At 69.3% G+C, this 23,953-nt stretch carries 22 protein-coding genes, 1 tRNA gene and 2 pseudogenes; 17 read left to right on the top strand and 8 right to left on the bottom strand.

Annotation, left to right across the window (positions count from 1 at the left end; translation table 11 throughout):
• The first annotated feature begins 246 nt into the window (after positions 1–246).
• Together RIC11_RS06750 and RIC11_RS06745 are read left to right on the top strand one after the other, a co-directional pair.
• Positions 247–1,737 carry an alpha/beta hydrolase family protein gene (locus RIC11_RS06750; RefSeq protein WP_350209600.1) on the top strand — a complete coding sequence of 497 codons (1,491 nt, stop codon included), beginning with the start codon at positions 247–249 and terminating at the stop codon, positions 1,735–1,737.
• 157 nt (positions 1,738–1,894) lie between these two features.
• On the top strand, positions 1,895–3,025 hold the full coding sequence (locus RIC11_RS06745) for a DUF1559 family PulG-like putative transporter (protein ID WP_350209598.1): 1,131 nt from the start codon (positions 1,895–1,897) through the stop codon (positions 3,023–3,025).
• Between the two features lie 66 nt (positions 3,026–3,091).
• On the opposite strand, the gene RIC11_RS06740 is transcribed toward RIC11_RS06745, so the two are convergent.
• Positions 3,092–4,723, bottom strand: coding sequence for a SpoIID/LytB domain-containing protein (locus RIC11_RS06740; RefSeq protein WP_350209596.1), 1,632 nt, complete (start codon positions 4,721–4,723; stop codon positions 3,092–3,094).
• 669 nt (positions 4,724–5,392) lie between these two features.
• On the opposite strand from RIC11_RS06740, the gene RIC11_RS06735 reads away from it, so the two are divergent.
• From RIC11_RS06735 to RIC11_RS06685, 11 genes are all read left to right on the top strand, one after another.
• Entirely contained in the window at positions 5,393–6,124 is a 732-nt protein-coding gene (locus tag RIC11_RS06735) for a GAF domain-containing protein (protein ID WP_350209594.1), read from the top strand.
• Positions 6,125–7,263: 1,139 nt separating this feature from the next.
• Positions 7,264–9,141 carry a hypothetical protein gene (locus RIC11_RS06730; protein ID WP_350209592.1) on the top strand — a complete coding sequence of 626 codons (1,878 nt, stop codon included), beginning with the start codon at positions 7,264–7,266 and terminating at the stop codon, positions 9,139–9,141.
• A gap of 118 nt (positions 9,142–9,259) precedes the next feature.
• Positions 9,260–9,493 (top strand): helix-turn-helix transcriptional regulator, encoded by a 234-nt coding sequence (locus tag RIC11_RS06725; protein ID WP_350209590.1) that lies wholly within the window; start codon positions 9,260–9,262, stop codon positions 9,491–9,493.
• The gene (locus RIC11_RS06720; RefSeq protein ID WP_350209588.1) at positions 9,490–10,005 is read left to right on the top strand and encodes a hypothetical protein; all 516 of its coding nucleotides are present in this window, start codon (positions 9,490–9,492) and stop codon (positions 10,003–10,005) included. Before RIC11_RS06725 ends, RIC11_RS06720 begins: the two co-directional genes overlap by 4 nt.
• Positions 9,998–10,531 carry a hypothetical protein gene (locus RIC11_RS06715; RefSeq protein ID WP_350209586.1) on the top strand — a complete coding sequence of 178 codons (534 nt, stop codon included), beginning with the start codon at positions 9,998–10,000 and terminating at the stop codon, positions 10,529–10,531. The genes RIC11_RS06720 and RIC11_RS06715 overlap by 8 nt, the downstream gene beginning before the upstream one ends.
• A complete protein-coding gene (locus tag RIC11_RS06710) occupies positions 10,521–11,528 on the top strand; it encodes a DNA primase (RefSeq protein WP_350209584.1) in 1,008 nt (335 codons plus the stop codon). The genes RIC11_RS06715 and RIC11_RS06710 overlap by 11 nt, the downstream gene beginning before the upstream one ends.
• Entirely contained in the window at positions 11,525–12,430 is a 906-nt protein-coding gene (locus tag RIC11_RS06705) for a DnaB-like helicase C-terminal domain-containing protein (RefSeq protein ID WP_350209582.1), read from the top strand. The genes RIC11_RS06710 and RIC11_RS06705 overlap by 4 nt, the downstream gene beginning before the upstream one ends.
• Positions 12,427–12,909 (top strand): helix-turn-helix domain-containing protein, encoded by a 483-nt coding sequence (locus RIC11_RS06700; RefSeq protein ID WP_350209580.1) that lies wholly within the window; start codon positions 12,427–12,429, stop codon positions 12,907–12,909. Before RIC11_RS06705 ends, RIC11_RS06700 begins: the two co-directional genes overlap by 4 nt.
• 43 nt (positions 12,910–12,952) lie before the next feature.
• Positions 12,953–13,258, top strand: coding sequence for a hypothetical protein (locus tag RIC11_RS06695; RefSeq protein ID WP_350209578.1), 306 nt, complete (start codon positions 12,953–12,955; stop codon positions 13,256–13,258).
• A gap of 31 nt (positions 13,259–13,289) precedes the next feature.
• Positions 13,290–13,502, top strand: a complete 213-nt coding sequence (locus RIC11_RS06690; protein ID WP_350209576.1) for a hypothetical protein — start codon at positions 13,290–13,292, stop codon at positions 13,500–13,502.
• A complete protein-coding gene (locus RIC11_RS06685) occupies positions 13,495–14,019 on the top strand; it encodes a hypothetical protein (RefSeq protein WP_350209574.1) in 525 nt (174 codons plus the stop codon). Before RIC11_RS06690 ends, RIC11_RS06685 begins: the two co-directional genes overlap by 8 nt.
• A gap of 172 nt (positions 14,020–14,191) precedes the next feature.
• On the opposite strand, the gene RIC11_RS06680 is transcribed toward RIC11_RS06685, so the two are convergent.
• Positions 14,192–14,536 (bottom strand): hypothetical protein, encoded by a 345-nt coding sequence (locus tag RIC11_RS06680; RefSeq protein WP_350209572.1) that lies wholly within the window; start codon positions 14,534–14,536, stop codon positions 14,192–14,194.
• Positions 14,537–14,546: 10 nt separating this feature from the next.
• Between RIC11_RS06680 and RIC11_RS06675 the strand changes: the two are divergent.
• Positions 14,547–15,359, top strand: a pseudogene (locus tag RIC11_RS06675) (tyrosine-type recombinase/integrase); the annotation flags it as partial.
• A gap of 332 nt (positions 15,360–15,691) precedes the next feature.
• On the opposite strand, the gene RIC11_RS06670 reads toward RIC11_RS06675, so the two are convergent.
• Positions 15,692–15,765 (bottom strand) — tRNA-His (locus RIC11_RS06670).
• A gap of 401 nt (positions 15,766–16,166) precedes the next feature.
• Positions 16,167–17,477 carry a hypothetical protein gene (locus RIC11_RS06665; protein ID WP_350209570.1) on the bottom strand — a complete coding sequence of 437 codons (1,311 nt, stop codon included), beginning with the start codon at positions 17,475–17,477 and terminating at the stop codon, positions 16,167–16,169.
• A gap of 453 nt (positions 17,478–17,930) precedes the next feature.
• On the opposite strand from RIC11_RS06665, the gene RIC11_RS06660 reads away from it, so the two are divergent.
• Positions 17,931–18,125 (top strand): cold-shock protein, encoded by a 195-nt coding sequence (locus RIC11_RS06660; protein WP_350209568.1) that lies wholly within the window; start codon positions 17,931–17,933, stop codon positions 18,123–18,125.
• A 319-nt stretch (positions 18,126–18,444) separates the two neighbouring features.
• On the opposite strand, the gene RIC11_RS06655 is transcribed toward RIC11_RS06660, so the two are convergent.
• Both RIC11_RS06655 and RIC11_RS06650 read right to left on the bottom strand, forming a co-directional pair.
• Positions 18,445–18,996 (bottom strand): hypothetical protein, encoded by a 552-nt coding sequence (locus RIC11_RS06655; protein WP_350209566.1) that lies wholly within the window; start codon positions 18,994–18,996, stop codon positions 18,445–18,447.
• A 121-nt stretch (positions 18,997–19,117) separates the two neighbouring features.
• Positions 19,118–20,125 (bottom strand): sugar phosphate isomerase/epimerase family protein, encoded by a 1,008-nt coding sequence (locus tag RIC11_RS06650; RefSeq protein ID WP_350209565.1) that lies wholly within the window; start codon positions 20,123–20,125, stop codon positions 19,118–19,120.
• A gap of 114 nt (positions 20,126–20,239) precedes the next feature.
• On the opposite strand from RIC11_RS06650, the gene RIC11_RS06645 reads away from it, so the two are divergent.
• Positions 20,240–21,289, top strand: a complete 1,050-nt coding sequence (locus tag RIC11_RS06645) for a hypothetical protein (protein WP_350209563.1) — start codon at positions 20,240–20,242, stop codon at positions 21,287–21,289.
• A 28-nt stretch (positions 21,290–21,317) separates the two neighbouring features.
• Here RIC11_RS06645 and RIC11_RS06640 read toward each other — a convergent pair whose 3' ends face one another.
• The gene (locus RIC11_RS06640) at positions 21,318–21,920 is read right to left on the bottom strand and encodes a hypothetical protein (RefSeq protein WP_350209561.1); all 603 of its coding nucleotides are present in this window, start codon (positions 21,918–21,920) and stop codon (positions 21,318–21,320) included.
• Between the two features lie 402 nt (positions 21,921–22,322).
• A pseudogene (locus RIC11_RS06635) lies at positions 22,323–22,532 on the bottom strand (type II secretion system protein); the annotation flags it as partial.
• Between the two features lie 242 nt (positions 22,533–22,774).
• On the opposite strand from RIC11_RS06635, the gene RIC11_RS06630 reads away from it, so the two are divergent.
• Positions 22,775–23,923, top strand: a complete 1,149-nt coding sequence (locus tag RIC11_RS06630; protein WP_350209560.1) for a succinylglutamate desuccinylase/aspartoacylase family protein — start codon at positions 22,775–22,777, stop codon at positions 23,921–23,923.
• Positions 23,924–23,953 lie beyond the last annotated feature (30 nt).

Here is a 23,953-nt window from a genome sequence, read left to right as displayed (position 1 = left end):
GAAGTTGTTCGATTCGCCGTGCGGCCGCCGCCGCGCTCGGCGCAAATTAAGAGCCGCCAAGCGGTTACGGATTCTTGTTAAGCTAGGGCGGCCGAACCATCGTGTATTTAGGGGGCTCGGGCCCGACCGGCAAGCCGCGCCGATCGTGATCCGGGCCCCTGCGGCGCGCCCTGGCTGCCGGCTCCGGAGCCGGGGCAGCGGCGGCGCCGGCGACGGCTCATCGAACTGACTCCTCTGACGGCCATCATGCCACCGGACCTTCTTCGGCGCTCGCTGCGCCTGGCGATCGGCGCGCTTGCGACCCTCCCTGCGATCGAGGCGGCGGGCCAGCGGTGCTCGACCGGTTGCGAGCTGTACAGCTACGCCTCGTCGGTCAGCGCCGACGCGGGCGGGCCGCTCGATCTGCGGGCGTTCGCGTTCTACCCCCGCGACCTGGCGCCCGGCGCCGATGCGCCGATCGCGGTGGTGATGCACGGCTACTCGCCGCGGTCGACCTTCGGCGACACCCGCCAGCACGCCGAGCGGCTGGCGGGCGAGGGGTTTGTGGCGGTGTTGGTCGCGATGCGTGGCCGGGATGGCTCCGACGGCCAGCGCGATTCGGGCGGGTTGGAGATCTACGACATCTACGACGCCGTTGAGCACCTCAAGGCGGACGACTACTTCGCGCCTCGGGTGGATCGGACGAACGTCCATATCACCGGCTTCTCCGGCGGCGGGGGGAACGTCATGTCGGCGCTCACGAAGTTCCCGGACTATTTCCGCTTGGGCTCGTCGTACTACGGGATCTCCGACTACGGGTTCGACCCGGTGACCGGCTGGTACGTCAACGGGGCCGACGTCGGCGTGATGCGGACCGACCAGCTCGACACCGACGTGGGCGACCCCACCACCGGCGACCCGGGGGTGCTCGATCGGTACCTGGCGCGGGCCTCGAACCTGGCGTCGAAGAACAACCCGTACAGCGAGATCCATCTGTTTGTGAACTCCGACGAGACCATCTCGCCGCCGGTGAACCACGCCAGCTACCGAGACAACGCCGTGGCGGCCGCGTCGTCGCCCGGCGAATTCGACAACATCACCGTGCACGTCGGCCAGTCGGACGGCTCGCTGTGGGTCGACCACAACGGCGACGGCGTGCGGGACGACGACGAGCTGCAGAACTTCCCCCACTCTGGCGGCTTGGAGTCCCAAGCGCGGGGCGAGGCCTGGTACCTCGACCGGCTCCGCGCCGGCCTGATCCCCGAGCCGGTGCTGGCGCCCGCCGACGAGCTGTTCGTCGCGGGCTGGGTGCGCACCAAGCCGTTCGAGCTGTTCATCGGCGACGGCCAAGACGCGGCGGCTCGCCTCGAATACGAGCTCGATGACCGAGCGATGGCTTTCCAGATGCTCATTGAATCGAGCGACAAGTCGCCGGCGGCGCGGCTGACGGTCGACCCCTCGCTGCTGGCGACCCCCTGGATGCTTGTGGAGCTCAACGGCGAGGCGATCGCCACGGCGCTCGCCGACGAGCCGTTCGTGTATGCGTCGCTGCGGCACGGCGACACGCTCCGCTTGGTGGCGATCCCCGAACCGTCAGGCGCGGCGGCGACATCGATCGCCGCAGCCAGCTGCGCGGCCGCGACGGCGGGTCGCCGACGCGGCAGGCCGCTGGTCACCCTAGGCCGTGCGCTGCGCCTGGCGCGGCACACCCGATGCGAACCACACGCCGTGGCGGTGCGGGGTTGGCGGTGCGACTGACTCGATTTTGCCGTTAATGGCGGGCGTCGCTGCGGGAGTAACTAGGGGGCGGGAGTCGGCCACCGGCTCTCGCTGCACGCTCTTCGGTCGAGGGCCCCGACGGCGCTGGGCGCGCCGCGGCGCCCGGCGGCGACGGTCTCATCCTGCAGGCGACGGCATGCTATCTCGCAGCACCCACCGGGGCGCATCCGACACGGCCGGGCGTGGCTTCACGCTGGTGGAGCTGTTGGTCGTGATCGCCATCATCGGCATCCTCGTGGCGCTGCTGCTGCCCGCGGTGCAAGCGGCGCGGGAGGCCGCACGGCGCACCCAGTGCAAGAACAACCTCAAGAACATCGGCCTCGCTCTGCAGAACCATCACGACACGCAGGGGTTCTTCCCGGCCGGCGGGTGGGGCTTCGTGTGGATGCCCGACCCCGACGCGGGCTACGGCGTCGATCAACCCGGCAGCTGGTTCTACAGCTTGCTCGAGTACATCGAAGAAGGCTCGCTCCGCTCGATCGGGTCGGGGCTGCCGCAGGCGCAGAAGCCCGAGGCGCTGCGCACGCTGCTGACCTCGCCGATCTCGGTGCTGAACTGCCCGTCGCGGCGGGCGGCGACGCCCTACCCGTTCGGCGCCGGCAGCGGCACGGCGTTCCGCGTCCTCGGCGAAACGCCCGACACGGTCGTCCAGTTCGACCCACGCGCCGACCCGGGGGTCTCTTTCCGCGGCGACTACGCGGGCGTGACGAGCGGCGGGCACGAGACCTACGCGGCCGCGTCGTTCGGCGCGTCGACCCCGGACTACGATCGCGGCACGCCGCCCCGCGACGGCGGCGGACCGATGACCCGCTCCGAGGCGGATATCCTCTGGGAGCAGCCGGTAGCCGGACGCCTGTCGGCGGGTCGCAACAAGTGGCGGTTCGAGATGTCGGGCGACAAGAACGGCGTCATCCTCTCTCGCTACCCCGTGCCCATGCGGAAGATCACCGACGGCACGAGCAAGACGTACGCCGTGTCGGAGAAGACCGCCAACTCCGACGCGTACACCGACGGGTCATCGCGGATCGACGACCAGAGCGTTTACAACGGCTTCGACCGCGACAACCACGTGTCGTCGTGGCTCGCGCCGCAAGCGGACGAGCCCGGCTGGTCCGCCCCTTTCCACATGGGCAGCGCCCACCCGGGCGGGTTCAACGTGGTGTTCGCCGACAGCTCGGTCCACACCGTCGCTTACGACGTCGACCCCGCCGTGCACGGCGCGGCGGGCAGCCGCGACTGGGGCGAGAGCGAGGGGCTACCCGACTGAGCCTTCCATGCGGGTTGGTTCAACAGCCGATACGCCGCGGGGTCTCAGCGGCCCGCAGCGGCGAGCTCACTGATTCCGTCGCCGGGCGCCAGGTCGGCCGCGGTTGGCGACCCCGGCCAGGGTTAGCAGGGCCGCGACGGCGCCGGACGCCTCGGGAACGGCGGCGGCGGCTTCGCTTGCGGTCCCGAAGTTCATCGCCCAGATGTCGTAGTCCGCGTTGCCGACGAAGCCGTCGCCGTTGGCGTCGGCCGGGTTGCCGGGCTCCAGCCGCAGCCAGTTGTCTCGCCAGACCGAGTAGTCGGCCGCGTCGACCAGGCCATCGGCGTTGAAGTCGCCCACGGCGGTCGGGTTGAACGTGTCGCCGGGGTCCCAGAACACGGTGTCGAGGTAGACCGTCGCGTCGGACGACCCGAACAGCTGGATCGAGTCGAGCGACACGTTCACGCCGGTGATCTGGCCGTCGCCGCCGGCGGTCCAGGCCTCCCAATCGCCGGGGTTGTCTAGCCGCCACTTGTACTGGCGCCACTGGCCATCGGCGACCACGGAGCGTCGCACGCCGCGGTCGCCGGTCTCGGGGTCGTCGATCGCCAGCGACACCTCGAGGCCCGGGTCGGTGGTCTTCAGCCAAAAGCCGACCGAGCCGATCGACTCGAACTGGAGGTTCGCCACCCTCGACGCGGCGTTCGAGCTGCCGCCGAAGTCGCTGAACCGCGCCCCCGCCACGTGCCGGACGAAGAAGTCCTCGCCGGAAGACTCGTCGTACACCAGGTCGAGCCGCTGCGAGTGGCTCCCCTCGTGCGCCTCGGCGCCGTCGCGCACCGCGTCCGACCCGGCGAGGTTCGCCGTCGTCGAGCCGGAGAACGTCAGCGAGCGGTTGAACACGCCCTCGTGGCCATCGATCACGCCGTCCGACGCCCGGCCGCTGCCGTAGTCGTCGAACGAGGTGAGCACCTTCCGCCCGAAACCGACGGGCGCGCCCGCGGTGGTCGCCGTGCGGACCTGGATGTCGGCGCCGTAGTAGTACTTGAGGATGTCCAGGTAGTTGATCGAGTTGTCCGACAGGTAGTCGGCGCCGTTCTGCGACATCGCGCCGCGGTTGGGCCAGTTGGGATTGGTCACGCTGCCGCGGAAACCGAGCGTGGTGCCGCGGTTGAACCCGCCGACAAGCCCTTCCTCGTACGTGTAGGTGACGAACCGCTCGGTGTCGCCCAGGCTCGGCGCGCCGAAGGCGGGGCGGGCGCTGGGGCTCTGCGGGTCGAACGGCGCGGTCGGGATCGCGCCGGCCACGTAGAACGAGGCGATCAGCACGTCGCGCTCCGGGGCGATGTTGTCGCGGACCCAGAGGATCTCGCCCTCGGTCGCCGCGGCCGCGTCGAAGTGGATCTGCCGCGGCGAGCCCGACCCGCTGTAGACCTGGTCGTTCTGCCCGTCGCCGATGACGCCCGACCCATCCAGCTTGTAGTAAGCGAACGTCCGCGCCGCGACCGCCTGGGCCTTGAGCGCCTCGAAGCTCGCCAGGCCGTTCTCGCTCACCACGACGTTCGGCACGTAGTCGGATTCTGTCGGCACGGCGCGGCGTAGCGCCGGGTTGTTGTCGACGTCGACCAGGATCGTCGGCCGAGCGGCGAACTCCGACTGCCCGCACACCGGCGCAGCCATCGCCGCGATCAACGCGGCGAACAGGGGGCGAAGCGACATCACACACCGCGGCGAGCGCCGCGTAGCTAAAGCGGAGGGAGGGTTCTGTTCCTAAGCTTCATCCTAGGCAAGAACTGCAAGCTACGCTCTCGCTTTTACGCAGGCGCGGCGATCGTTCGGCCTGGAAGCCCCCGCCGCTGTCAACTCGCCCCGGCGATCGTCGTCGTCGCGGCGGCGAGCACGGGGGGCCCCTGCTGACAAGTCGCCCGAGTCGCCCGATCGGGCCGGGCGTGAAGAAACCCCGCGGAAACAGGCGTTCCCGCGGGGCAGGGTGAGGGTGGCTGAGGGGTCTCGAACCCCCGACCTTCGGAATCACAATCCGAGCGGCACGGATTCTAAACCGTTGGCGGGAAAGGGGTTTGCGGCTTGCGACCCCGGCCGTTGCACCAACGGTTGCACCAGCGGCGCCGATTTGGAGCAAATCACGGCCGACCTGGCGGGCCGGCTGTGCGCGGATTGCTTGCGGCGGCTGGCGTCGCAGCTATGGGAGGCGGCTGACCGTTTATGAGGCGACGAAAGCGGCAGTCTGCTCGCAGCCGGCGATCGGGGAGGTTTAGACGGCCGCTGTGATCGGCAGTGCTGAACAGGTTGCGGATTGCCCGAGTCAATGCGGCTCCTTACCGTATGCGGCATCGCACGGAAGCGCGAAATTCCGTAAGCGGGGGCCGGATGGAAAAGCTAAGACCGAAAGGAAGTTGGGAGAAACTGGGTGCTGGAGAGCTATTTTTTGAGGTGCCGCTAGCGGTCGCTGTAGTCGTTCAAGGCGCGATTGCGTCCATCAACTACTGCCGCAAGTCGCCCCCAGAGCTGGATCTTGCGATTGGTAGCGGCCTCGGAGCTTTACTAGCGGGGGTGGTACTCCTGTGGCGAGCGTTCGTACGCCATAAGAAAGCCTCGAAGGCAGAAAGCCACTCACATGAGTTGGACGCGGTTCTGCACACGCTGCATGCGGTACTGATTGAGCGAACCGACAAAACCCGCGAAGCGTCGTTGCGAATCTGCGTGTTCGTTCCCGGCAGAGTCGCCGATACGATCCACCAGATCACGAATTACGTCGGGGACGGTCCACCGCACGGTGCAGGGCGAGACCTCCCCTGCAGCAAAGGCGTGGTCGGGCTAGCGTTCCGAACCGGCGAGGCGAAATACGATAAGGCACCCGGAAGCGGTTCTCTTGCCGACTACTATGTCAAGACTTACGGCTACGCCAGGGAAGAAGCAGCTGGGATGCGTCAAGACAGGAGCGCATGGGCAGCGATCCCTCTGGTGGGGGGTGGTAGGGTGCTAGCGGTGGTTTTTCTGGACTCCGACCGGAGGGATTTTTTCGGCAAGGCTAATAGCCCGCAGCGAAAGACCATTGAGAGTGCGACCTTGGGCGTCGCTCGATTCGTACAAGCTAGGTAGAGTTAGGTAGCGTGCTAGACTCTCCTTCCACGAAGGGGGCAGAAGAAATGCAGAAGGCACTAGTTAAGAAAAAGAGCAAGCAGAAGCCCCGCAATCCCGAAGCTGCTCGCTTTAACAAGCAGCGGCGGATTTTGGGCAACCTAGAATCTGTCCCAATAAGCCCTTCGATTCAAAAGAAGGTCGACCAGATTCTTAGGGATCGGGGAATCATTAGGACGGCGGAGTAGCGGACCGTGTAGCGGAGAGTCCGCCTGCAGGACTGTCGCTCAGGGTACGGTATGCGCTGCCGCCCGGGGGGGGCACCCGATTCTGTCGCCGTGTCGGCCGAGTCCGTAGCCCGACCCCCACGGGCTTTCGCCAAGGCTACGGGGTGGGGGGGGTATTCGGTTTCTGGCGCGATCCAGCCCGCTACCGTAGCTGCCCCTTCGCAAGTTTTTTGGCAGTAAAAGGGTGTTTCTGGGGCCGGTTGCCGGGGGCCTGCCGAGCGGCTGCCTCCGCGCCGTTTGCCCATTTATGATGGCGGCAAAATGGAGTTTCTGGGGGCCGGCCGATGCGTCGGCCCCGGTAACCAATGATGCCTACCGCGGCTGTTCCCAGCGGGGCGGGCGCTCCGGGGCGGCGCCGAGAACCTAATCGCCGCCCGCCGGCCACGGTGGCCGGCCCCCGCCATTAGAGAGCCCGCCATTAGAGAGAGAGCCTGGCGGCGGCTGGCGCGGGCAGGCCGTTCGATGCCGCGACCGCCGGAAGGGGGCGCCGGGGGTGTGGAAGGACCCGACCGGGGGGGCGTCGAAGGTACTTTTCGACCCCGCCGGGGCGCCGTAGGCGGAGCCCCGATCGGCCCGGGTTTTGGCGCACGCCGGGGCGATTGTCGGTTGTAAGAAGAACGCGGCGGGTCCTCCGGCGGGGCGCCCCGGGGGTGGCTTCGCCGCGGACCGAGGGCCGTGTATCGAGGCGGGCGCCTTTTTTTGGCTAGTATTACTACCACCCGCGGCGGCGCCTGACCGGTTTGACTGGTTCGTGCTGGCGCCCTGCCGGTAGACTACGGGGCGGGGATAGGGTCGCTCCCGAACGGCGGTTTCCTGGCCGCCTTCCCCCTCTGCTTTCAGGGGTCGTGAGGGCCGCGACAGGAAGCGGTTTCGATGGCGGATGAATCTGAGTCAGGCGAAGCCGACGAGCGTTTCGGCGCGATCAATCGCACGCTGAACGGTCTCAATTCGGCTCGTGCGGCGCTCCAATGCCTAATCGGTAACGCGGAAGTTGTTTGCCGGTACGCGAAGACCTACGACTTCGTGTTCGCGCCTGACGGTTCCTTCGCGGGTCTTTCGAAGCGGCGGAGTGCTGCCGCCGACCCGCAGGTGCTAGACCTCGACGTTTGGGAGTCTCAGCGCCGGGCGCAGCTTGCCAAGACCGACGATGCGGCGTGGGGTATGCCGCTAGCCGATTTGATCGAACAGGGACAGCGGACGGGCGCTCTGCAGTTTCTGGCCGCCATTCCCGACGATGACTTCCTCGGCCGGCACGCCCGCGACGCCGCTACTTACTATGAGCGGCTGCCCGAACTCACTGAGAGTCTGTGGGCGGCGGGCAATAAAGCGGACGCCGGAGTCCAACGACTGCCGCAGCCGTTCGTCACCGCATTAAATGGGCTGCGCCCTGGCTGGAGACCAAGAATTCGGAGGGACCTCCTCGATCCGCTTAGAAGGTGGCCCGCACAACGCGGCTTCGGCATGGCGGCCGCACTTATCCCTGATGGAGCGAGGGAGTTTACTCGGCTAGTTTTCGAAGGCGACCCACGTCCGGAGTGGTCCGAGGCGATCGACCTGATCTACGAGGCGGAAGCCGACCTGATCGCGGTTCGGGGCGAAGCGGGAGAATCGTCGAGAGCCACTGCGCCACCCGAACCGGTTGGGAGTTTCTCCGCCGAAGCGTTGGTGCGGCAGTTCGGCGGGAGCATAAGGGAATCGAGTTGGCACAACGCGTCAGCGACTGATGGTCCACGAACCGAGACCCAATTTAATCGAGCCGCTCCTGTTTCACCTCTGGCTCGATCCCTAAGCCGACTCCGCGAACACTTCGTCGCCGGCCTGGATCGCCACCCGCCGCTGATCGGCGTGATGGTCCATCATGAGGCACCGCTGAGCTTTCCAGAGCCCCACTGGCCAAGTCGGATGCTGGACGGAAAGAAGAACCTGTTCGTCCACGGGGGCACGGTGAGCGCCTATGGCCCGACCGACGATCCACTCCGAAAGCTCGGCGTCTACGCTGAGGAATCAACTCAGGAGCGACTTACTGAAGCCAATCTCGGTTTCGGCCACTACTGCAGAATCGCAGACGAAGCGGACGCATTGCTTGGGGAACTGCCGCAGCCGCTCTTGCGATCCATCTGGAGTGATTGGCCCGCGGAGTACTGGCGCGGCTCAGAGTTTTGGTGCTGGATAGCCGCCGTGTTCGAACTGGCGTTCAAAAAGTATCCCCTCAGTGGTCTTTCAGCCGAGCGATTCGTTTGGGATGAGGAGAGCGGGTATGGCGCGCCGGTTCCGACTGCCGCACAGCTGGACGGCAGTCAGGGCGCCTCGAATTGGGTTATCGATTTAGTGCGATCGACTGTACGCCCTGCTCCCTATTGGTACTCAAAGATTGACAACCTCTGGCAGGCGTCAGTGGCTGCCGTGGATTTACTAGCGCTCCTGCTAGAGGCGGCGAGTTCTGGCACAGACGCGAAACCTGGGCCTACACCCCCAGCGAACCAGTCGGCCGCTTTGCCGACAATCGACGAATTAGAGAAGGCCACACCGCCGCTCAGTCATGAGACCGGTCAGTGGGTGAAGAACACCAGAGCCGCTGAACTGGAGGGGCTGTCCACCGGCACCCTGTCTGACTACCGGCTGCCTGGTGAGAAGACGGCAGACAAAATGTTCGGCCGAGATAAGGACGGCCGGATTTGGCGCCGCCAAGGAACTGCTAACGCGCACCCGTGGTACCTCCGATCTAGCCTCCGATCGCAGTCGAAACCGTAGAAAAAACCGCCGATTCGGCGGATTCGACGATTCGCTCTATCGACGCGACAAGCGTTTACTCCAGCACGCAGACGGCAACCCCGCCGCTCTGCAGTGTCTTTCACGCTGGAGTTGAACCATGCGAAACGCTTCTTTGCCGGACGCGATGACCGCGCCGGCCAAGTTCCTCGACGCGAACGGGTGCGCGACGCGCTACCTGTGCTCGACCGCGCATTGGCGGCGGCAAGTCGACGCCGGCAAGGCGCCCGCGCCGCGGCGGTTCGGGCGGCTGGTGCGGTGGCTCGAAAGCGAACTGGACGAATGGGACGCCGCCGGCAACCCGCCCGTCCGCAGCACGAAGGGGGGCCGGTGATGACCCCTCACAACCGAGACCTCGACGCCCGCCGCAACCCCGACAACTGGCCCGTCGACCGCTCCGCCCTCCGCAGCGAGGGCGAGCGGCGGCGGGACCACGGCATGGCGGCGGCCGCTTGCCCCAAGGCCCTGCGGGTCCGGGCCGGGCAAGTCGCGTTGCTCGACGCGCTGCTCCGCTCGCCCGACGGCACGGCGACGATCGACGACGCCACCGCGCCCGACGACCTCCGCGCCGCCTTCACCGACGGCGGTCAGTGGCGCGGCACGGTTCCCCGGGCGCTCGCCGCGATGGGGCTGATCGATAAGGTCGCGATCGGGTCGAGCCAGCGGCCGTCGCGGCACGCCGGAACCCGCGGCGTTTGGCGGCTGGTCGACCGCACGAAGGGGATTATCGCCCGCTGCCGGTTCTCGGCGGCGGTGAACCTGGCATTACGCGAAACGCCGCCGGCTGGCACCGACGGCGCTTCGGACGGATCGAACCCTAATCAGGAGGATTCCAACCGTGGGTAAACTCACCAGCATCTTATCGGCAGGCGGCTACGGCGGCGACGACTTTTCGGCCGCATGGAACGCGACCGAAGCGGCCGACGACTTCGGCCCGCTGCCGCCGGGCGAGTACCTGGCGGCGGCCGAGCGGGGCGAGCTGACGACCGTCGGCGCGAAGGGCACGCCGAGCTACAAGCTGACGTTCCGCGTCGTGAAGGGGCCGAGCGGGTCGGCCGACCACGTCGACCGGCTGTTCTGGCACGACGTCTGGCTGACGCCGGCCGCGCTGCCGCAGGCGAAGCGCGACCTGGGGAAGCTGGGCGTCACGGAGCTGTCGCAATTGGAGCGGCCTCTCCCGCCGGGCATCGTCTGCCGGGTGCGGCTCGCCTTGCGACGCGACGACGACGGCGCCCAGCGCAACCGCGTCGTGCGGTTCGACGTCGACCACGTCGCGCCGCCGCAGGCGGACCCCTACGCGCCGACCGACGGCGCCGATGGCGCCCCCGCCGATGGCCCTCAGCAGGCGGAGGGCGAGACCGATGCCGCATGACGACGCGACGGCCCACCCTTCTCAGGGGACGCTGGGGTTTCGCGTTGTCGGCGGGCGCCACGGCCTGCGGCGGCTTGTCGATTGGCAAGCCGCCCTGGCCGGGCACGCCGCCTGCGACCCGCGGGCCGAGACCGACCGGGAGTGCTACCTCAGCGCGTTCACGTTCCCCGACGACTTCCGCGACTACCTGGCCGCCAACGGCAGCACGAAGGGCTACAGCGGCCCGTGTGGCGCGGCTTGGCTGTGGCTGGACCTCGACGACCCCGACGACGACGCCCGCGCCCTCGACGCGGCACGGCGGCTCACAGCGGGGCTGGTGGACCGCTACGCGATCGACGCCGATGACCTGCTGGTGTTCTACAGCGGCGCGAAGGGCTACCACGTCGGCCTGCCGCTGGCGTTGTGCGGCGCGCCGGCGCCGTCGGCCGTGTTTCACCGGGTCGCCCGCCGGTTCGCCGAGCGGGCCGCCGAGCGGCTTGGTTTGATTCGGGATGGGGGGCTAGCGATCGACACGGGCGTGTACGACCGCGTCCGGCTGTTCCGGGCGCCCAACAGCCGCCACCCGAAGACCGGCCGCTACAAGCGCCGCATCGCGTTCGACGAGCTGCTCGCCCTGCGGCCCGACGCGATCGCCCGCATGGCCGACGCGCCCGAGTCGTTCGACCTGCCGGCCGCGCCGGCGCTCAACTTCACGGCGGTCGCCGATTGGAACGCGGCCGCCGAGGCGGTCCGCGCAGCCGACGCGGCCCGCGCCGAGCGTCGCGCCGCGGCCGCGGGCGCGACCTTGAACCGGCGCACGCTCGACTTTATCCGCGACGGCGCCGCCGAGGGGGACCGCCACCGGCTGCTTTACTCGGCCGCCGCGAACCTGGCGGAGTTTGGCGCCGGGTACGACCTGGCGTTCGCCCTGCTCAGCGAGGCGGCGCTCGACTCCGGCCTGCCGCCGGCGGAAGTCGCTAGGCAGGTCAGGTGCGGCGTTGAGGGGGGCCGAGCATGAGCACGAACTACGACACGGCCGGCGACCTGCTGGCCGGCTGGCGCGACGACCTGCTGACCGGCGAGCGGCCCCCGCGGTGGGCCGTCGGCGGCGCCGTGTTCGACCCGGTCGAGCTGGGGCCGGGGCTGGTGATGCTGCTGGGCGGCGCGCCGGGCGCCGGCAAAACGGCCCTGGCGATGCAATGGACGCTCGACGCGCTGCGGCTGTCGCCCGCGCTGCGGGCGCTGGTGGTGAATGTCGAGACCTCGCCCGCGGTGCTGCTCGACCGGCAGTTGTCGCGGCTGTCGGGCATCCCGCTAGCGACCGTGCGCGACCGGGAGCTGGGCGAGCTGCACGGCGACCGGCTCGCCTTCGGGTTCGACGCGATCGAAGCGGTGGCCGACCGGCTGGCGTTCTTGGCGCCGCCGTTCGACCTGCCGAGCATCGCCACGGCGGCCGACGGCTTCGGCGCCGACCTGCTGGTGCTCGACTACGCGCAGCGGATCGACACGGGCGACCGGGGCGACAAGCGGGCCGGGGTGAACGTGCTGATGGACTACCTGCGGCGGTTCGCCGGCGCCGGGGTGGGCGTGCTCGCCCTGGCCGCCGTGGGGCGCACGAAGGACGCCAAGGGCCGCAGCAGCTACGCGGCCGAGGGGCTGTCGCTCGCCAGCTTCCGGGAGTCGTCGGAACTAGAGTTCGGCTGCGATAGCGCCTACATGCTGAGCCGCGGCGGCCGGCCGGACGAAGCCGACCTCCGGTGCCTAAAGAACCGCCACGGCGAGCCCCGCGACCTGCGGCTGACGTTCGACGGCGCGCTGCAGCGGTTCGAGTCGCTCGACGACTTCGCCGAGTTCGCCGGCGGCGGCCCGGTCGAAGCGCTCGCCGAGCTGTGGAACGCCGACGGGGAGGGCGCCGCATGAACGGCCCGACGAACGGCCCGCCCCCCGGCTGCGGCGTGCTGCCGCCGATGACGCCCCCCACGCCGCGCCCCGACGCCGACCGCGCCGAGCCGAAGCCCGACGCGACCGCCAAGCGCCGCGCCGCGGGGCGGTTCGGCGTGCTGAACCGGTTCGCGGACAACGGCGCCCGGTTGGTCGACACGACCGCGCAGGCGTGCTGGTGGATTCTCTACCGCGAAACGAAGCCCGACGGCTTGGCGACCGTGTCGCACCAGCGGGTCGCCGATTGCGTGGGCGTCGACCGCAAGACCGTCACCCGGGCGCTGGCGCGGCTAGAGCGGGCCCGGCTGCTGACCGTGGTGCGGCACGGCGGCTGGCGGCGCGGCCCATCGACCTACCGCGTCCACCCGACGCCGAAGCGGCCCCCGCCGACACCGACAAAAACCGACGCAAAAAAAGGGAAAGCGGCTTCGGCCCCTAGTACCACCAGCGAGCCTTAGCCAAGTACCACCCGAGGCCCGTTCCTAGTACCACCCGCGCCCCATGAACCAGAAACCAGAAGGCGTGAGCGCTTCTGGCGTTGCTGCGCAACGAAGCGACACGCCCAGAAGAGAGTCGCCCCCCGGCGCCGAGCTGATCGCCCAGCTAGACCGGCTGTGGCGCCGCCCGCCGGCGGACGCCCCCGACCGGACGCGGCCGCCGGGCTGCCCGCTAGACCACCGCGACCCGTCCGGCTGGAAGTCGACGCCCGACCCCCGGCGCCCGGGATACCGACGCGTCGCCTGCGGCTTCTGCGGGCGGTTCTACGGGTACGCGCCGCCGGACCGGCCGAAGCGCCGCCGAAGTTGACACCCGCCCCTCTAGCTGTCTTAATTGTGACATGGCCGAGCGACGCTACCCGACGATGACCGAGGCGCTGCGCGACTCGCTGCTGAGCGACCCGCGCAGCTTCGCCGAAGTCGCCCGGCAGACCGGCCTGACCCGAACCAGCCTGATGGCGTTCGCCGAGGGCAAGCGGTCGCTGCGGCTCGACCTGGCGGATGAGTTGGCGGTGTTCTACGGGCTGCGAATCAGTAGGAGAGAGGATGGCTAAGAAGCCGTGGGCAAGGTTTCCAACCGTATCTGCCGGAGCAGAGTTTCTGGTGATGGGTTACCTCATGCGCCGGAACATCCAGACCTACAAAGCTCCACTCAACAATGCCGGCTACGATCTGGTTTGCATCCACCCGGACCCGCGTTACAAGCCATCACGCCGGGAGAGAAGTCAGATTCGGGTGCAGGTAAAAAGTCGCATTCAGTCGGACTGCGACCGCGGCTTTCCCGTCAAGGCTGCTTCGCTTGACGCATTCGACTTCTTGGTCGTCGCGTTCTTGAATATCGGTAACTTCTACCGCGGCAAGGACGGATCGGAGGGGATGCGTCCGCCTGAGTTCTACACGCTGCCGGCAAGCTTCGTCGCAGAACACCACGACGCGTCTTCAACGTGGGAGAAAGTCAGATTGCGACCGATCGCGAACCAGATCGAGCGATTTAAGGACGAAGCCGGTTTCGACCTAATCGCTGAGGCGCTAGGGATACCGAAGCCCACCAGAAAGCCAGCGAGTGAATAATGGCCACCGTCTACCGCAAAGCCGTCACCCGACCCCTGCCGCCGGGCGCCGAGTTGTTCACCCGCAAGGGCGAGCGGCTCGCCCGCTGGCGCGACCGCAAAGGAGAGCGGCGGACCGGCGCCGTGGTCGAAGGGCGCGACGGGTCGCTCCGCGTCCGCGTCGAGGCGGCGACCTACGTCGCCAAGTACCGCGACGGCGCCGGGGTGGTCCGCGAAGTCTCGACCGGCTGCCGCACGAAGGACGCCGCGCAGGCGGTCCTCCGCGGGCTGATCGAACGGGCCGAGAAGGTCCGGGCGGGCGTGGTCACCGCGACCGACGACGCCGTCCGCGACTGGCTGACGACGCCCGCCGCCGAGTCGCTCGCCGAGTACGTCGACCACCTGCGCAGCCGCGGCCGCAGCACGAAGCACGTCGCCGATTGCCAGCGGCTCGCCGGCCGGGTGGTCGCCGAGTGCAACCTGCGGTCGCTCCGCGACCTGGCGGCCGGGCCGGTCGAGCGGTGGCTGTCGGCGCGCACTGCCGAGGGGATGGCGCCCCGGACCCGCAACAGCTACCTGCAGGCGGTGCGCGGCTTCTGCCGATGGTGCGTCGCCGAGGGCCGCCTGCCCGATGACCCGACGCGGCGGATCGGCAAACTCGACGAAGCCGCCGACCGCCGGCGCAACCGCCGGTCGATGACCCCCGACGAACTGCGGCGGCTGCTATACGTCGCCCGCTGGCGGCCCCTGGCGGAACGCGGGCGGCTGACCGTAGCGAGCGATCCGGGAGAGCGGACCGGCAAGCGGGACACCTGGCGGAAAGAGCCGCTCACGCCAGAGAGCCTGGCCGACGCCGTCGATCGCGCCCGAGGCCGCCTAGCCGATCAACCCGAGTTAATCGCTGACCTCGAAAGGCTGGGCCGCAGCCGGGCGCTGATCTACAAGGCGCTAGTGCTAACCGGCCTACGCCGCAGCGAGCTAGCCAGCCTGACCGTCGCATCGGTCGACCTAGATGCCGCCACGCCGATGCTGCTGCTGAGCGCCGCCAAGGCGAAGAACAGGCAGGCGGCCGAGATACCGCTCCGCGCCGACCTGGCCGACGACCTCCGGGCGTGGAACGCCGAGAAGCGGGCCGCCGCTCTAGACGCCGGCGTGCTGTCGATCGCCACCGGGCAGCCATCAGGCCTTCCGAGCGACTCGCCGCTGTTCGATGTCCCGCCCCAATTGCTGAAAGTGCTCGACGCCGACCTCGCCGCGGCTGGCATCGCCAAACGCGACGACCGCGGCCGCACGCTCGACGTCCACGCCCTGCGGCATTCGTTCGGCTCACTGCTGTCGGCCGGCGGGGTCGCGCCCCGGACCGCGCAGGCGGCCCTGCGGCATTCGTCGATCGACCTGACGATGAACGTCTACACCGACCCGCGGGTGCTCGACGTCGCCGGCGCGCTCAACGCGCTGCCGACGCTCCCCCTCGACGCGACGCCCGACAACCGCGACCGCCAGCGCGCCACCGGCACGGCCGACGCTTGGCCGGTCGACCGAGGGGGCCAGAGTTTCGTTGCACCAACGGTTGCACCAAATCCTGGCAAGCAGAGCAAACTAGGGGCGTCTGCTGACAAGTCGCCCGAGTCGCCCGATCGGGCCGGGCGTGAAGAAACCCCGCGGAAACAGGCGTTCCCGCGGGGCAGGGTGAGGGTGGCTGAGGGGTCTCGAACCCCCGACCTTCGGAATCACAATCCGACGCTCTAACCAACTGAGCTACAGCCACCGCAGCGCGACGCTTTGGGCGGCGGGGCCGCCAAGCCCGGCGATGCTACCGCCGCTGGCCGGCAAGGGTCAACGGCCCCGCGACGCGATCAACGGCCCAGCGCCGCCTAGCGGGACGCTGGGGCGTTCGTCGCCCGACTCGGCTCACCGGGGCGCTCACCGGGGACTCGACGGGGCCAGCGACGCCCATCGCGGCGGTTCGTTTTGGCTGGCGGGGAGTCAGCGGCCGCGGCTCACCGCGACGCCCCAAGCGATCGCTACGCCGGACGCGGCGCCGGCGGCGAACACTGCCAAGAGGGTCATCGGGTCGGCGGCCATCACGTGGGCGAGCTGGAGCATTTCGTGCGTCAGAGGGCGAGGGGAGATCGGGTGGGTTGACCCTCCGAGCGTACTGACCGCGGGTCAAGGCGACAAGTTCGCAAGGAACGCCAGGTACTGCTCCTCGAGCGTTCGCCAGCTGCGCCCCGTCTGCTCTGCTAGCTCGGTGGGCCGGTCACTCCGGCTGTACACTTCCCGCAGCGTGTCGACCAGCGCGGCCCGGTCCGCCTGCTCGCCGTGCATGAGCATCGTCACCACGCCGGCCGCTTGGGCGTACGCGCCGGGCAGGTCCTCGACGCGTTGCAGGTCGGTCATGCCGAGCCCGGCGAGCCTCTCGAGCGGCATCACCGGCCCCTTCGCCACGGCCGACGGCAGGCGCCCCTGGGCCGGGTGGCAGAGCGTAAAGCCGGCCCGTCCGTCGACGGGCGAGAGCATCTCGAAGTAGCAAGCGACCCCCTCGACGAGCCAGAAGTTCGTGTCCCGGCCCGCGCCGACACGGCCCGGGCCGTTCTCCGCGAACATCTGGTGCGCGGCCTCGTGGTAGAGCGTGGCCCGCAGCAGCGACGCGTCGGCCTCGGCGCCCGAGTGGTAGAAGTGGGCTTCGCGGGCGTCGTCGAAGTAGATGCCGAGCGTCTCGGCGATGCGCGGCTGCCGCCGCCGCAGGTGCGCGGTGTAGCCCGCCTTGTCGCGGTGGTGGAACACCCGCATCGGCCGCGCCGGCCGCGCCGGCCGCTGGCCTTCGAAGAACAGGTCGCGGAGATCGCTCTCCGAGTACAGGTAGCCCGCGAAAGCGTTTCGCCACGCCTGGTGGAGCGCTTCGAGCTCCGCGGCCAGGCGCGTGGCCGCCTGGATCGAGTGGTTGGACTGCACGACGAAGCGGTCGGTGCGGACGGCCCAGCCGTCGAGGATGTCGGACCGCGCCCGGTCGGCCGTCGCCGCGTCGACCCACCGGCGGCCAACGCGGCGCTCGCCTGCCTCGTAGCGCGACAGCTCGTCCGCCCGGACCCACCCGAACCGCCCGTCCCAGCGGTAGCCGCGCCGGTGCTGGCGCGCCTGGTAGGGGGTCATCCACTGGCCGTCGGAGCGCTCGTAGGAGAGCACCCGGCGGGCTTCGGGGTGGTCGGGGTCGGCCAGGAGGGCCTCGGTCGCCAAGCGGAACGCGTCGGCCGCCGCGCCGCTCTGGGCGGCTTGCTGCGCCCAGGCAAACAACTCGTCGGCCGATTCGGCCGGCCGATCGACCGGATCAGCCGCCGTGTACCCATCGGGCACGATCGGCAGCGTGCTGCCCAGCCAGGGCTCGGCGGCGGACGAGCAGCCAAACCCGCCAGCAATCAACAGCAGCACGCCGCGGCGCAGCAGCGCGACGTGCTTTCCGGCGGATTTGGCGGGCGGCATGCCCCAAGTTTAGGCAGCCGCTCGTGCTGCGGGGGCGGGCCGTGGTGCGGCGGGCGGGGGCTGGCCCCACGGCGCGGGCCGGTTGTGCGGCTTTGGCGGCTTCTGACGGCGGCGCGCCGGGGGGGCTACCAGCCCGCCTAGTGCGCGAACCCGTTTCGTCAACCGCAACGGGGCCTCAAAGTGCGAAAAACAGGCGAAGTTTTCGCGACTAAGTTTGACCCGGATATCGGCCTGCCGTAAATTGCCGCTGGAGCTGGCCCGTCGGGCCGGCGATTTGCCCCGCGTCCGCCCTCACGAGACTCCTTGCTCCGGCCGGCGTCGGCGATCGAGCCGATCGACTTCGCCGCGCCCGCCGTGCCGAGCCTCGGGAGGTTTTTTTGAGTTGGGCCGCCGCATGCAGCACGGTGCGGCCGCCATGCGACTGTTTCTGCGTGCAGACTGAGAGACGAAGCGTTGACTGGTACGGTTAAGAAGCTGACTGAGAAAGGTTTTGGGTTTATCGAGGGGCAAGGGGGAGACATCTTCTTCCATTGCTCGGCAGTCGTCGACAACGGCTACGACAGCCTCCGTGAGGGGCAGCAAGTTGAGTACACCGAGGGCCAGGGCCCGAAGGGCCCCCGCGCCGAGAACGTGAAGCCGGTCGAGTAGTTGCTGCGGCCAAGTGGTTGCGACCCATCGGCCGGTTGCTGCGGCCGAGTGGTTGCGACCCATCGGCCGGTTGCTGCGGCCGAGTGATTGCGACTCATCGGCCGGTTGCTGCGGCCAACGATTGCGACTCATCGGCCGGGGTTCGACCCGAGCGTTCTAGCAGGAAGCCATCAATCGCCGCCCGGCGCCGCGCAAGCGGGGCCGGGCGTTTTTTGTTTAGCGGCTGTCGATGGATGGATCGCGCAGAGACGCGGAGACAGCAGAGCAGAGGGGGCTCACGCCAAGGCGCGAAGGCGCGAGGACTTTCGCCAGTTGGGATTCATGCCGACAGAGCGTGGACTGCCGGCTCACGCTCGGGATGGGTGAGGGCGTGGAGCGAGAAGAAGCATTCCGAGAGGCTTGCTGGGATTTCGAGCGCCTCGGGACGCGGCGTGCTGTCCGACGAACGGTAAACGCCCGCCCAAACGAACAGCGAGCTCTTCGAAAAAGAGAACGGGGCGGGTTGCGGCATCGGGCCGAGATAACGCGGGTTGTCGAGCTGTAGCGACGCTCTGGATGAGCTGATCGTTTGTAACTTGTCGACGTCCCGCGCATAGTTCGGCGCGGCACGCGGGAGATATTTGAGCTCGATAACGGCGACCACCCGTCGTGCGCTACAGATGAGCACGTCTGGATAAACACGTCGGCCGTCTACCAAGCGAACGCGGGGTTCAACTACGAGGAACTGCGACGCCGCCTGCGAGGGGCTTGCGAGCCGCGCACAGAAGGCGGCTTGCAGGCTTCGTTCTGAATTGATTCGGCGGTTCGCGTAGTCCTCATCGATCGTCGCGGTCCAAGCGTCGAGCAAGCGGCGTTTGAGGAGACGTCTCATCGATTGGACTTAGCGCCTTCGCGGCTTTGCGTGAGTTCTCTCTGCTGTCTCTGCGACTCTGCGCGACACCCCACGACGCGCCCGCCGGGAGCTTACGCTTCCCGGATCGCTGGGGCTTCGCTTACGCGCCGCCCTGCTCGGCCATCGCGGCGTCGAAGGCCACGTCGCTCGGGGCGAAGTCGAGCCGCTTGACGAACTCGGCCGCCTCGCGCGCGCCGTGCTCTCGGTCCATGCCGGAGTCTTCCCACTCGACCGACAGCGGGCCCTGGTAGCCGATCACGTTGAGCGCGCGGATGATCTCCTCGAAGTTCACCCCGCCCCGGCCCGGCGAGCGGAAGTCCCAGCCGCGGCGCGGGTCGCCGAAGTTCAGGTGGCTGGCGAGGATCCCCTGGCGACCGCCGAGCGTGACGATCGCGTCCTTGATGTGCACGTGGTACTGCCGGTCGGGGAAAGCGCGGATGAACTCGACCGGGTCGACCCCCTGCCACATCAGGTGGCTCGGGTCGAAGTTGAAGCCGAACGCCTCGCGCCGGCCGACCGCCTGGAGGGCGCGCTCGGCGGTGTAGATGTCGAAGGCGATCTCGGTCGGGTGGACCTCCAGGCCGAACCGCACGCCGCACTCGTCGAACACGTCGAGGATCGGGTTCCACTGCTCGGCGAAGAAGCCGAAGCCCTCCTCGACCATCGACTCGGGGACCGGCGGGAACGAGTACAGCAGCGGCCAGATCGAAGAGCCGGTGAACCCGTTCACGACCGACACGCCGAACTTCTGCGCGGCGCGGGCCGTGTTCTTCATCTCCTCCACGCAGCGGGCGTTCACCCCCTGGGGCTTGCCGTCGCCCCACAGGCGCGGGGGGAGGATCGCTTGGTGGCGTTCGTCGATCCGGTCGCACACGCCCTGCCCCGCCAGGTGGTTGCTGATGGCGTGGCACTCCAGGTCGTAGCGGTCCAGCAGGGCACGCTTCTCGACCACGTAGTTGGGGTCGTCGATCGCCTTGTCGACCTCGAAGTGGTCGCCCCAGCAGGCCAGCTCGAGCCCCTGGTAGCCGAAGTCGGCCGCCATCGGGGCGAGCTTCTCCAGCGGCAGGTCGGCCCACTGGCCGGTGAACAGCGTGACGAGACGCGACATTGGGGGGCTCCTGCGGAGCTAGCCGGCAGACGGCAGCAGGCAGAAGGCAGGCTCGCTATCCTGCCTTCTGCCTGCTGCCGTCTGCCTACTCGCTCGCCGTGCTAGAGTGTCAGTATGAACTTGCGAAGAGCATCCATCGCCGCCGCGGCTTGCCTCGGCGCGGCGGCGGCGGCGAGCGCCGCGGCGCCGTCGGTCGAGATCGCCAACCAAGCGGGGCCGCACGGTACCGCGCCGCGCGAGTGGCTTCAACGGTTGGCCGAAGCCGGCGCGGGGCCGGCCCGGTTGGTCGCCGCGCGCGGCAAAGAGCGGCCCCGGTTGGTCGAGCTGGGCGAGGGCTTGGGGGGGCGGCCGATGGTCAAGCTCTACGGCGTGCTGACCCGCGACGGCGAGCTCCTGTTGCCGGGCCCAACCGGTCCGAAGCGGTTCGGCCGCAGCGACCGGGCCGCACTCGAGGAGTACTTCCAGCGGATCGCGGGGGACGGGCCGGCGGCGCTCACCGAGCCCCGCGGCAAGTTCGGCCTCACCCGCGCCGAATTCGTCGACCTGTTCACCAGGCTCCAAACCCCGCTGCCCGAATGGCCTCAGCCGCCGACGCTCCGCCGCGCGATCGACGACGTGAGCCGCGCGGCGCGGGTCAAGATCGACGTTGCGCCCGCCGCCGAAGCCGCGCTGGGCACGACGGCCGACGCCGCCGACGAGGTGCGGGGCCTCGCCAGCGGCGCCGGACTCGCCGCGATGCTGCGCGCCGAGGGCCTCGCCCTCCAGCCGCGGCGGCCGGTCGGCGAGGGGGTGCGGCTCGTGGTTGCGCCGGCGAAGGAGGCCGACGACCCTTGGCCCGTCGGCTACGAACCAGAGGTCGCGATCGGGGAAGCCGCGCCGGTGTTGTCGGAGTTCCTGACGGTTGAGGTCGAGGGCTACACGCTGTCCGAAGCGATCGACGCGATTCGACCGCGGCTGGAGGTCAACGGCGAGCCGCTGGCGATTGTGTACGACCACTTCGCGCTCCGCCGCGACGGGGTCGACCCCGCGGCCGTCGAGGTCTCGTTCCCCAAACGACGCACGTTCTACAAGCGGCTGCTCGGCGCGCTAGCGAACCAAGCCGGGCTCGGCGTCGAGCTCCGCGTCGACGAGAACGGCAAGCCGCTGCTGTGGCTGTCCCGCTGAATCGCTAACCCCGTCGCGGCGCGGCCCGTTAGCCGCGATTGCGCCCCCGGCCGCCCATCATCGCTCGCATGTCGCGGCCGGAGCTTGGCTCTTGGCCCATGGCCTCGAGCTGCTGGTCGACCATGCGGCGGAACTCGCTCATCTGGCCGCGCGTCCCGGCGTCGACGAAGTCGAGCCGCTGCTTGCGGAACTGGTCGCGCTGCGCCTCGCTCATCTGGCCCCCGCCCCACGGCGGCCCCCCGCGCTCCCCTTCGGGCCGCGCGGCGCGTTCTTTCCGAGCGGCGACGATCTCCGCTGCGCGGGCGCGGGCTTCCTCTTGCAGCTGATCGGGAGGGAGTTCGAACAGGGTGTCCATCCGCTCGGCGATGCGGGCGCGCATGTCGGGGCGGCTCCGCTGGAAGAACTGCTGGCGCTGCTCGTCGGTGAGCTGGCGCACCTGGTCGCGAAAAGCCTGCCGCTGGGAATCGGTGGCGTCGTCGGCGAAGGCCTTGCTGCGCAGGGCCTCTAACTCGGCGACCGCGGGGTCGACCCGCTCGCCCCGCAGCGCCCAAGCGGCGCCGCAGAGCAGCAGCAGGGCCACTATCGCCAACGGCCACCTGCGTTTGTTCTTCGTCGGGGACTTCTTTGTCATGCTCGTTTTTCCTGGCGGCTAATCCTCGGCGAGCACGATGCCGTCGACGTGCCCGTCTAGATAAAGGAAGTTGCGCGAGCCGTCCTGACCGACCGGGCCGTGGACGGCCTCGAAGTCGTTGACGACCCACACGCGCGTGCTGCTCCGCTGCGCGCCGGTGCGGCGGTCGGCGAGCACTTGGGGGCGTGTCTTGTCGCCGACGCGGTCGCCTTGGTACTCGTAACTGGTGCCTTCGGTGTCGAAGTAGCTGCGGTCGGGGTCGTCCTCGCGCTGGGTGTCCGAAGGGCACCGCCAGACGAGCGCGTTGTCTTCGGTGAAGCCGGCGAGCACTTCCGGCAAGCCGGGCCGACCGTCCACGTTGGCGGTCTTCGGCAGCCGCGGCGCATCGGGGAACTTGGCCCGAGCGCCTTGCGATTGGAGGTGCTGCTCCAGCGCGAGCCCCACCTGCCGCAGGTTGTTGCGGCACTCGGTCCGCCGCGCCGAAGCCCGCGCCGCCTGCACCGCTGGCAGCAGCAAGCCGAGCAGCACGCCGATCACGGCGATCACCACGAGCAACTCAACGAGGGTGAACCCTCGGCGGGCCGCACGACGCAGGGGCGGGAGTCTTTCCATCGTCCGGAAGAAAAGCGGGCGGGGTGTCGCAGAGGCATCCGGTGCGGGCGCCCGGCCGCTGCGCGGGGGCCCGTTAGCTTCAACCGCGCGGCGGGGGCCGCGGCGCCGTAGAAATCTTGCGGATTCCTTTCCGCCGCGATTGGGCAAGCTGGGCTAGACGCGGCGTGACCGCCGCGGGATGGTCTCCGGCAGAGAAAGCGCCCAGCGCGCGCCGTGTTCCCCCGCCGAGTGAGCCGTCCCGGATGTCGACTTTGTTGCCCCACGTGTGGGGCGAGGTGATGGTCCCCCCCGGGGGGGCGACCGAGGTCTCGCTGGCGGTCTCCGAGAGCTACTCGGGGCTGACGCTGCCGATCCCGGTCTTCGTCCGACGCGGCTCGGAGCCCGGTCCGGCGCTGTTCGTCACGGCCGCGTTGCACGGCGACGAACTGAACGGCACCGGCGCCGTGCGTCAGTTGATCGCGGACTCCACGCTGCACCTGGCGCGCGGCACGCTGCTGCTGGTGCCGGTGCTCAACCTGCTCGGGTTCGACCGCCACAGCCGGTACTTGCCCGACCGCCGGGACCTCAACCGCTGCTTCCCCGGCGCGGCGTCGGGCAGCCTGGCGAGCCGGATGGCGTCGATCATCTTCCAGGAGATCGTGGGCCGCTGCGACTTCGGCGTCGACCTCCACACGGCTGCGGTGCGGCGGACCAACTTCCCCAACGTGCGTGCGGACCTGTCCGAGCCGCGGGTCGCCGAGCTGGCGCGGGCGTTCGGCTCGTCGATCATCGTCGACGGGGAGGGCCCCGACGGCTCGCTCCGCCGCGAAGCCTGCCGCGCGGGCAAGCCGACGATCATCCTCGAAGGGGGCGAGGTCTGGAAGGTCGAGCCGTCGGTCGTCGAGTACGCGGTGCGGGGCGTGAAGAACGTGCTCTCGCACTTGGGGATGATCGAGGAGCCGGCTGTCGAGCCCCCCTACCAGGTCGAGGTCCGCCAGACCACGTGGGTGCGTGCCGACCACGGCGGGTTCCTCCACATGCACGTGGGCCCCGGCGACACGGTCCGCGCCGGCGCGCCGCTGGCGACCAACACGAGCCTGGCGGGGAGCGTGATCGAGGTGTTCCGTTCGCCGGTCGACGCGGTCGTGCTCGGCACGGTGACCCTCCCCTCGATCGCGCCGGGCGACCCGATCTGCCACCTGGGGGTGCTCGAGAAGAGCCAGCCGGGGCCAGGGGCGCGGGGCATCGATCGGCGCCGCGGCGAGTTGCCGGACGACCACCTGCAGAACCGGCTGCTGGGCGACCTGGCCACGAACATGATCGTCACCGACGAGCCGCCGATCGACCCGCTGACCCTGGCCGCCGACGACGACGAGACCGACGAGGGCATGGGCCACGAGGAAGACACGTAGCGCGGCGGGCGGGTGTCACCGCCCGGGATG

It is taken from the genome of Botrimarina sp., assembly GCF_040219535.1.
Lineage (GTDB): Bacteria > Planctomycetota > Planctomycetia > Pirellulales > Lacipirellulaceae > Botrimarina.
The sequence above is the reverse complement of the archived record's forward strand: the minus strand, read 5'-3'. Positions and strand labels throughout refer to the sequence as shown.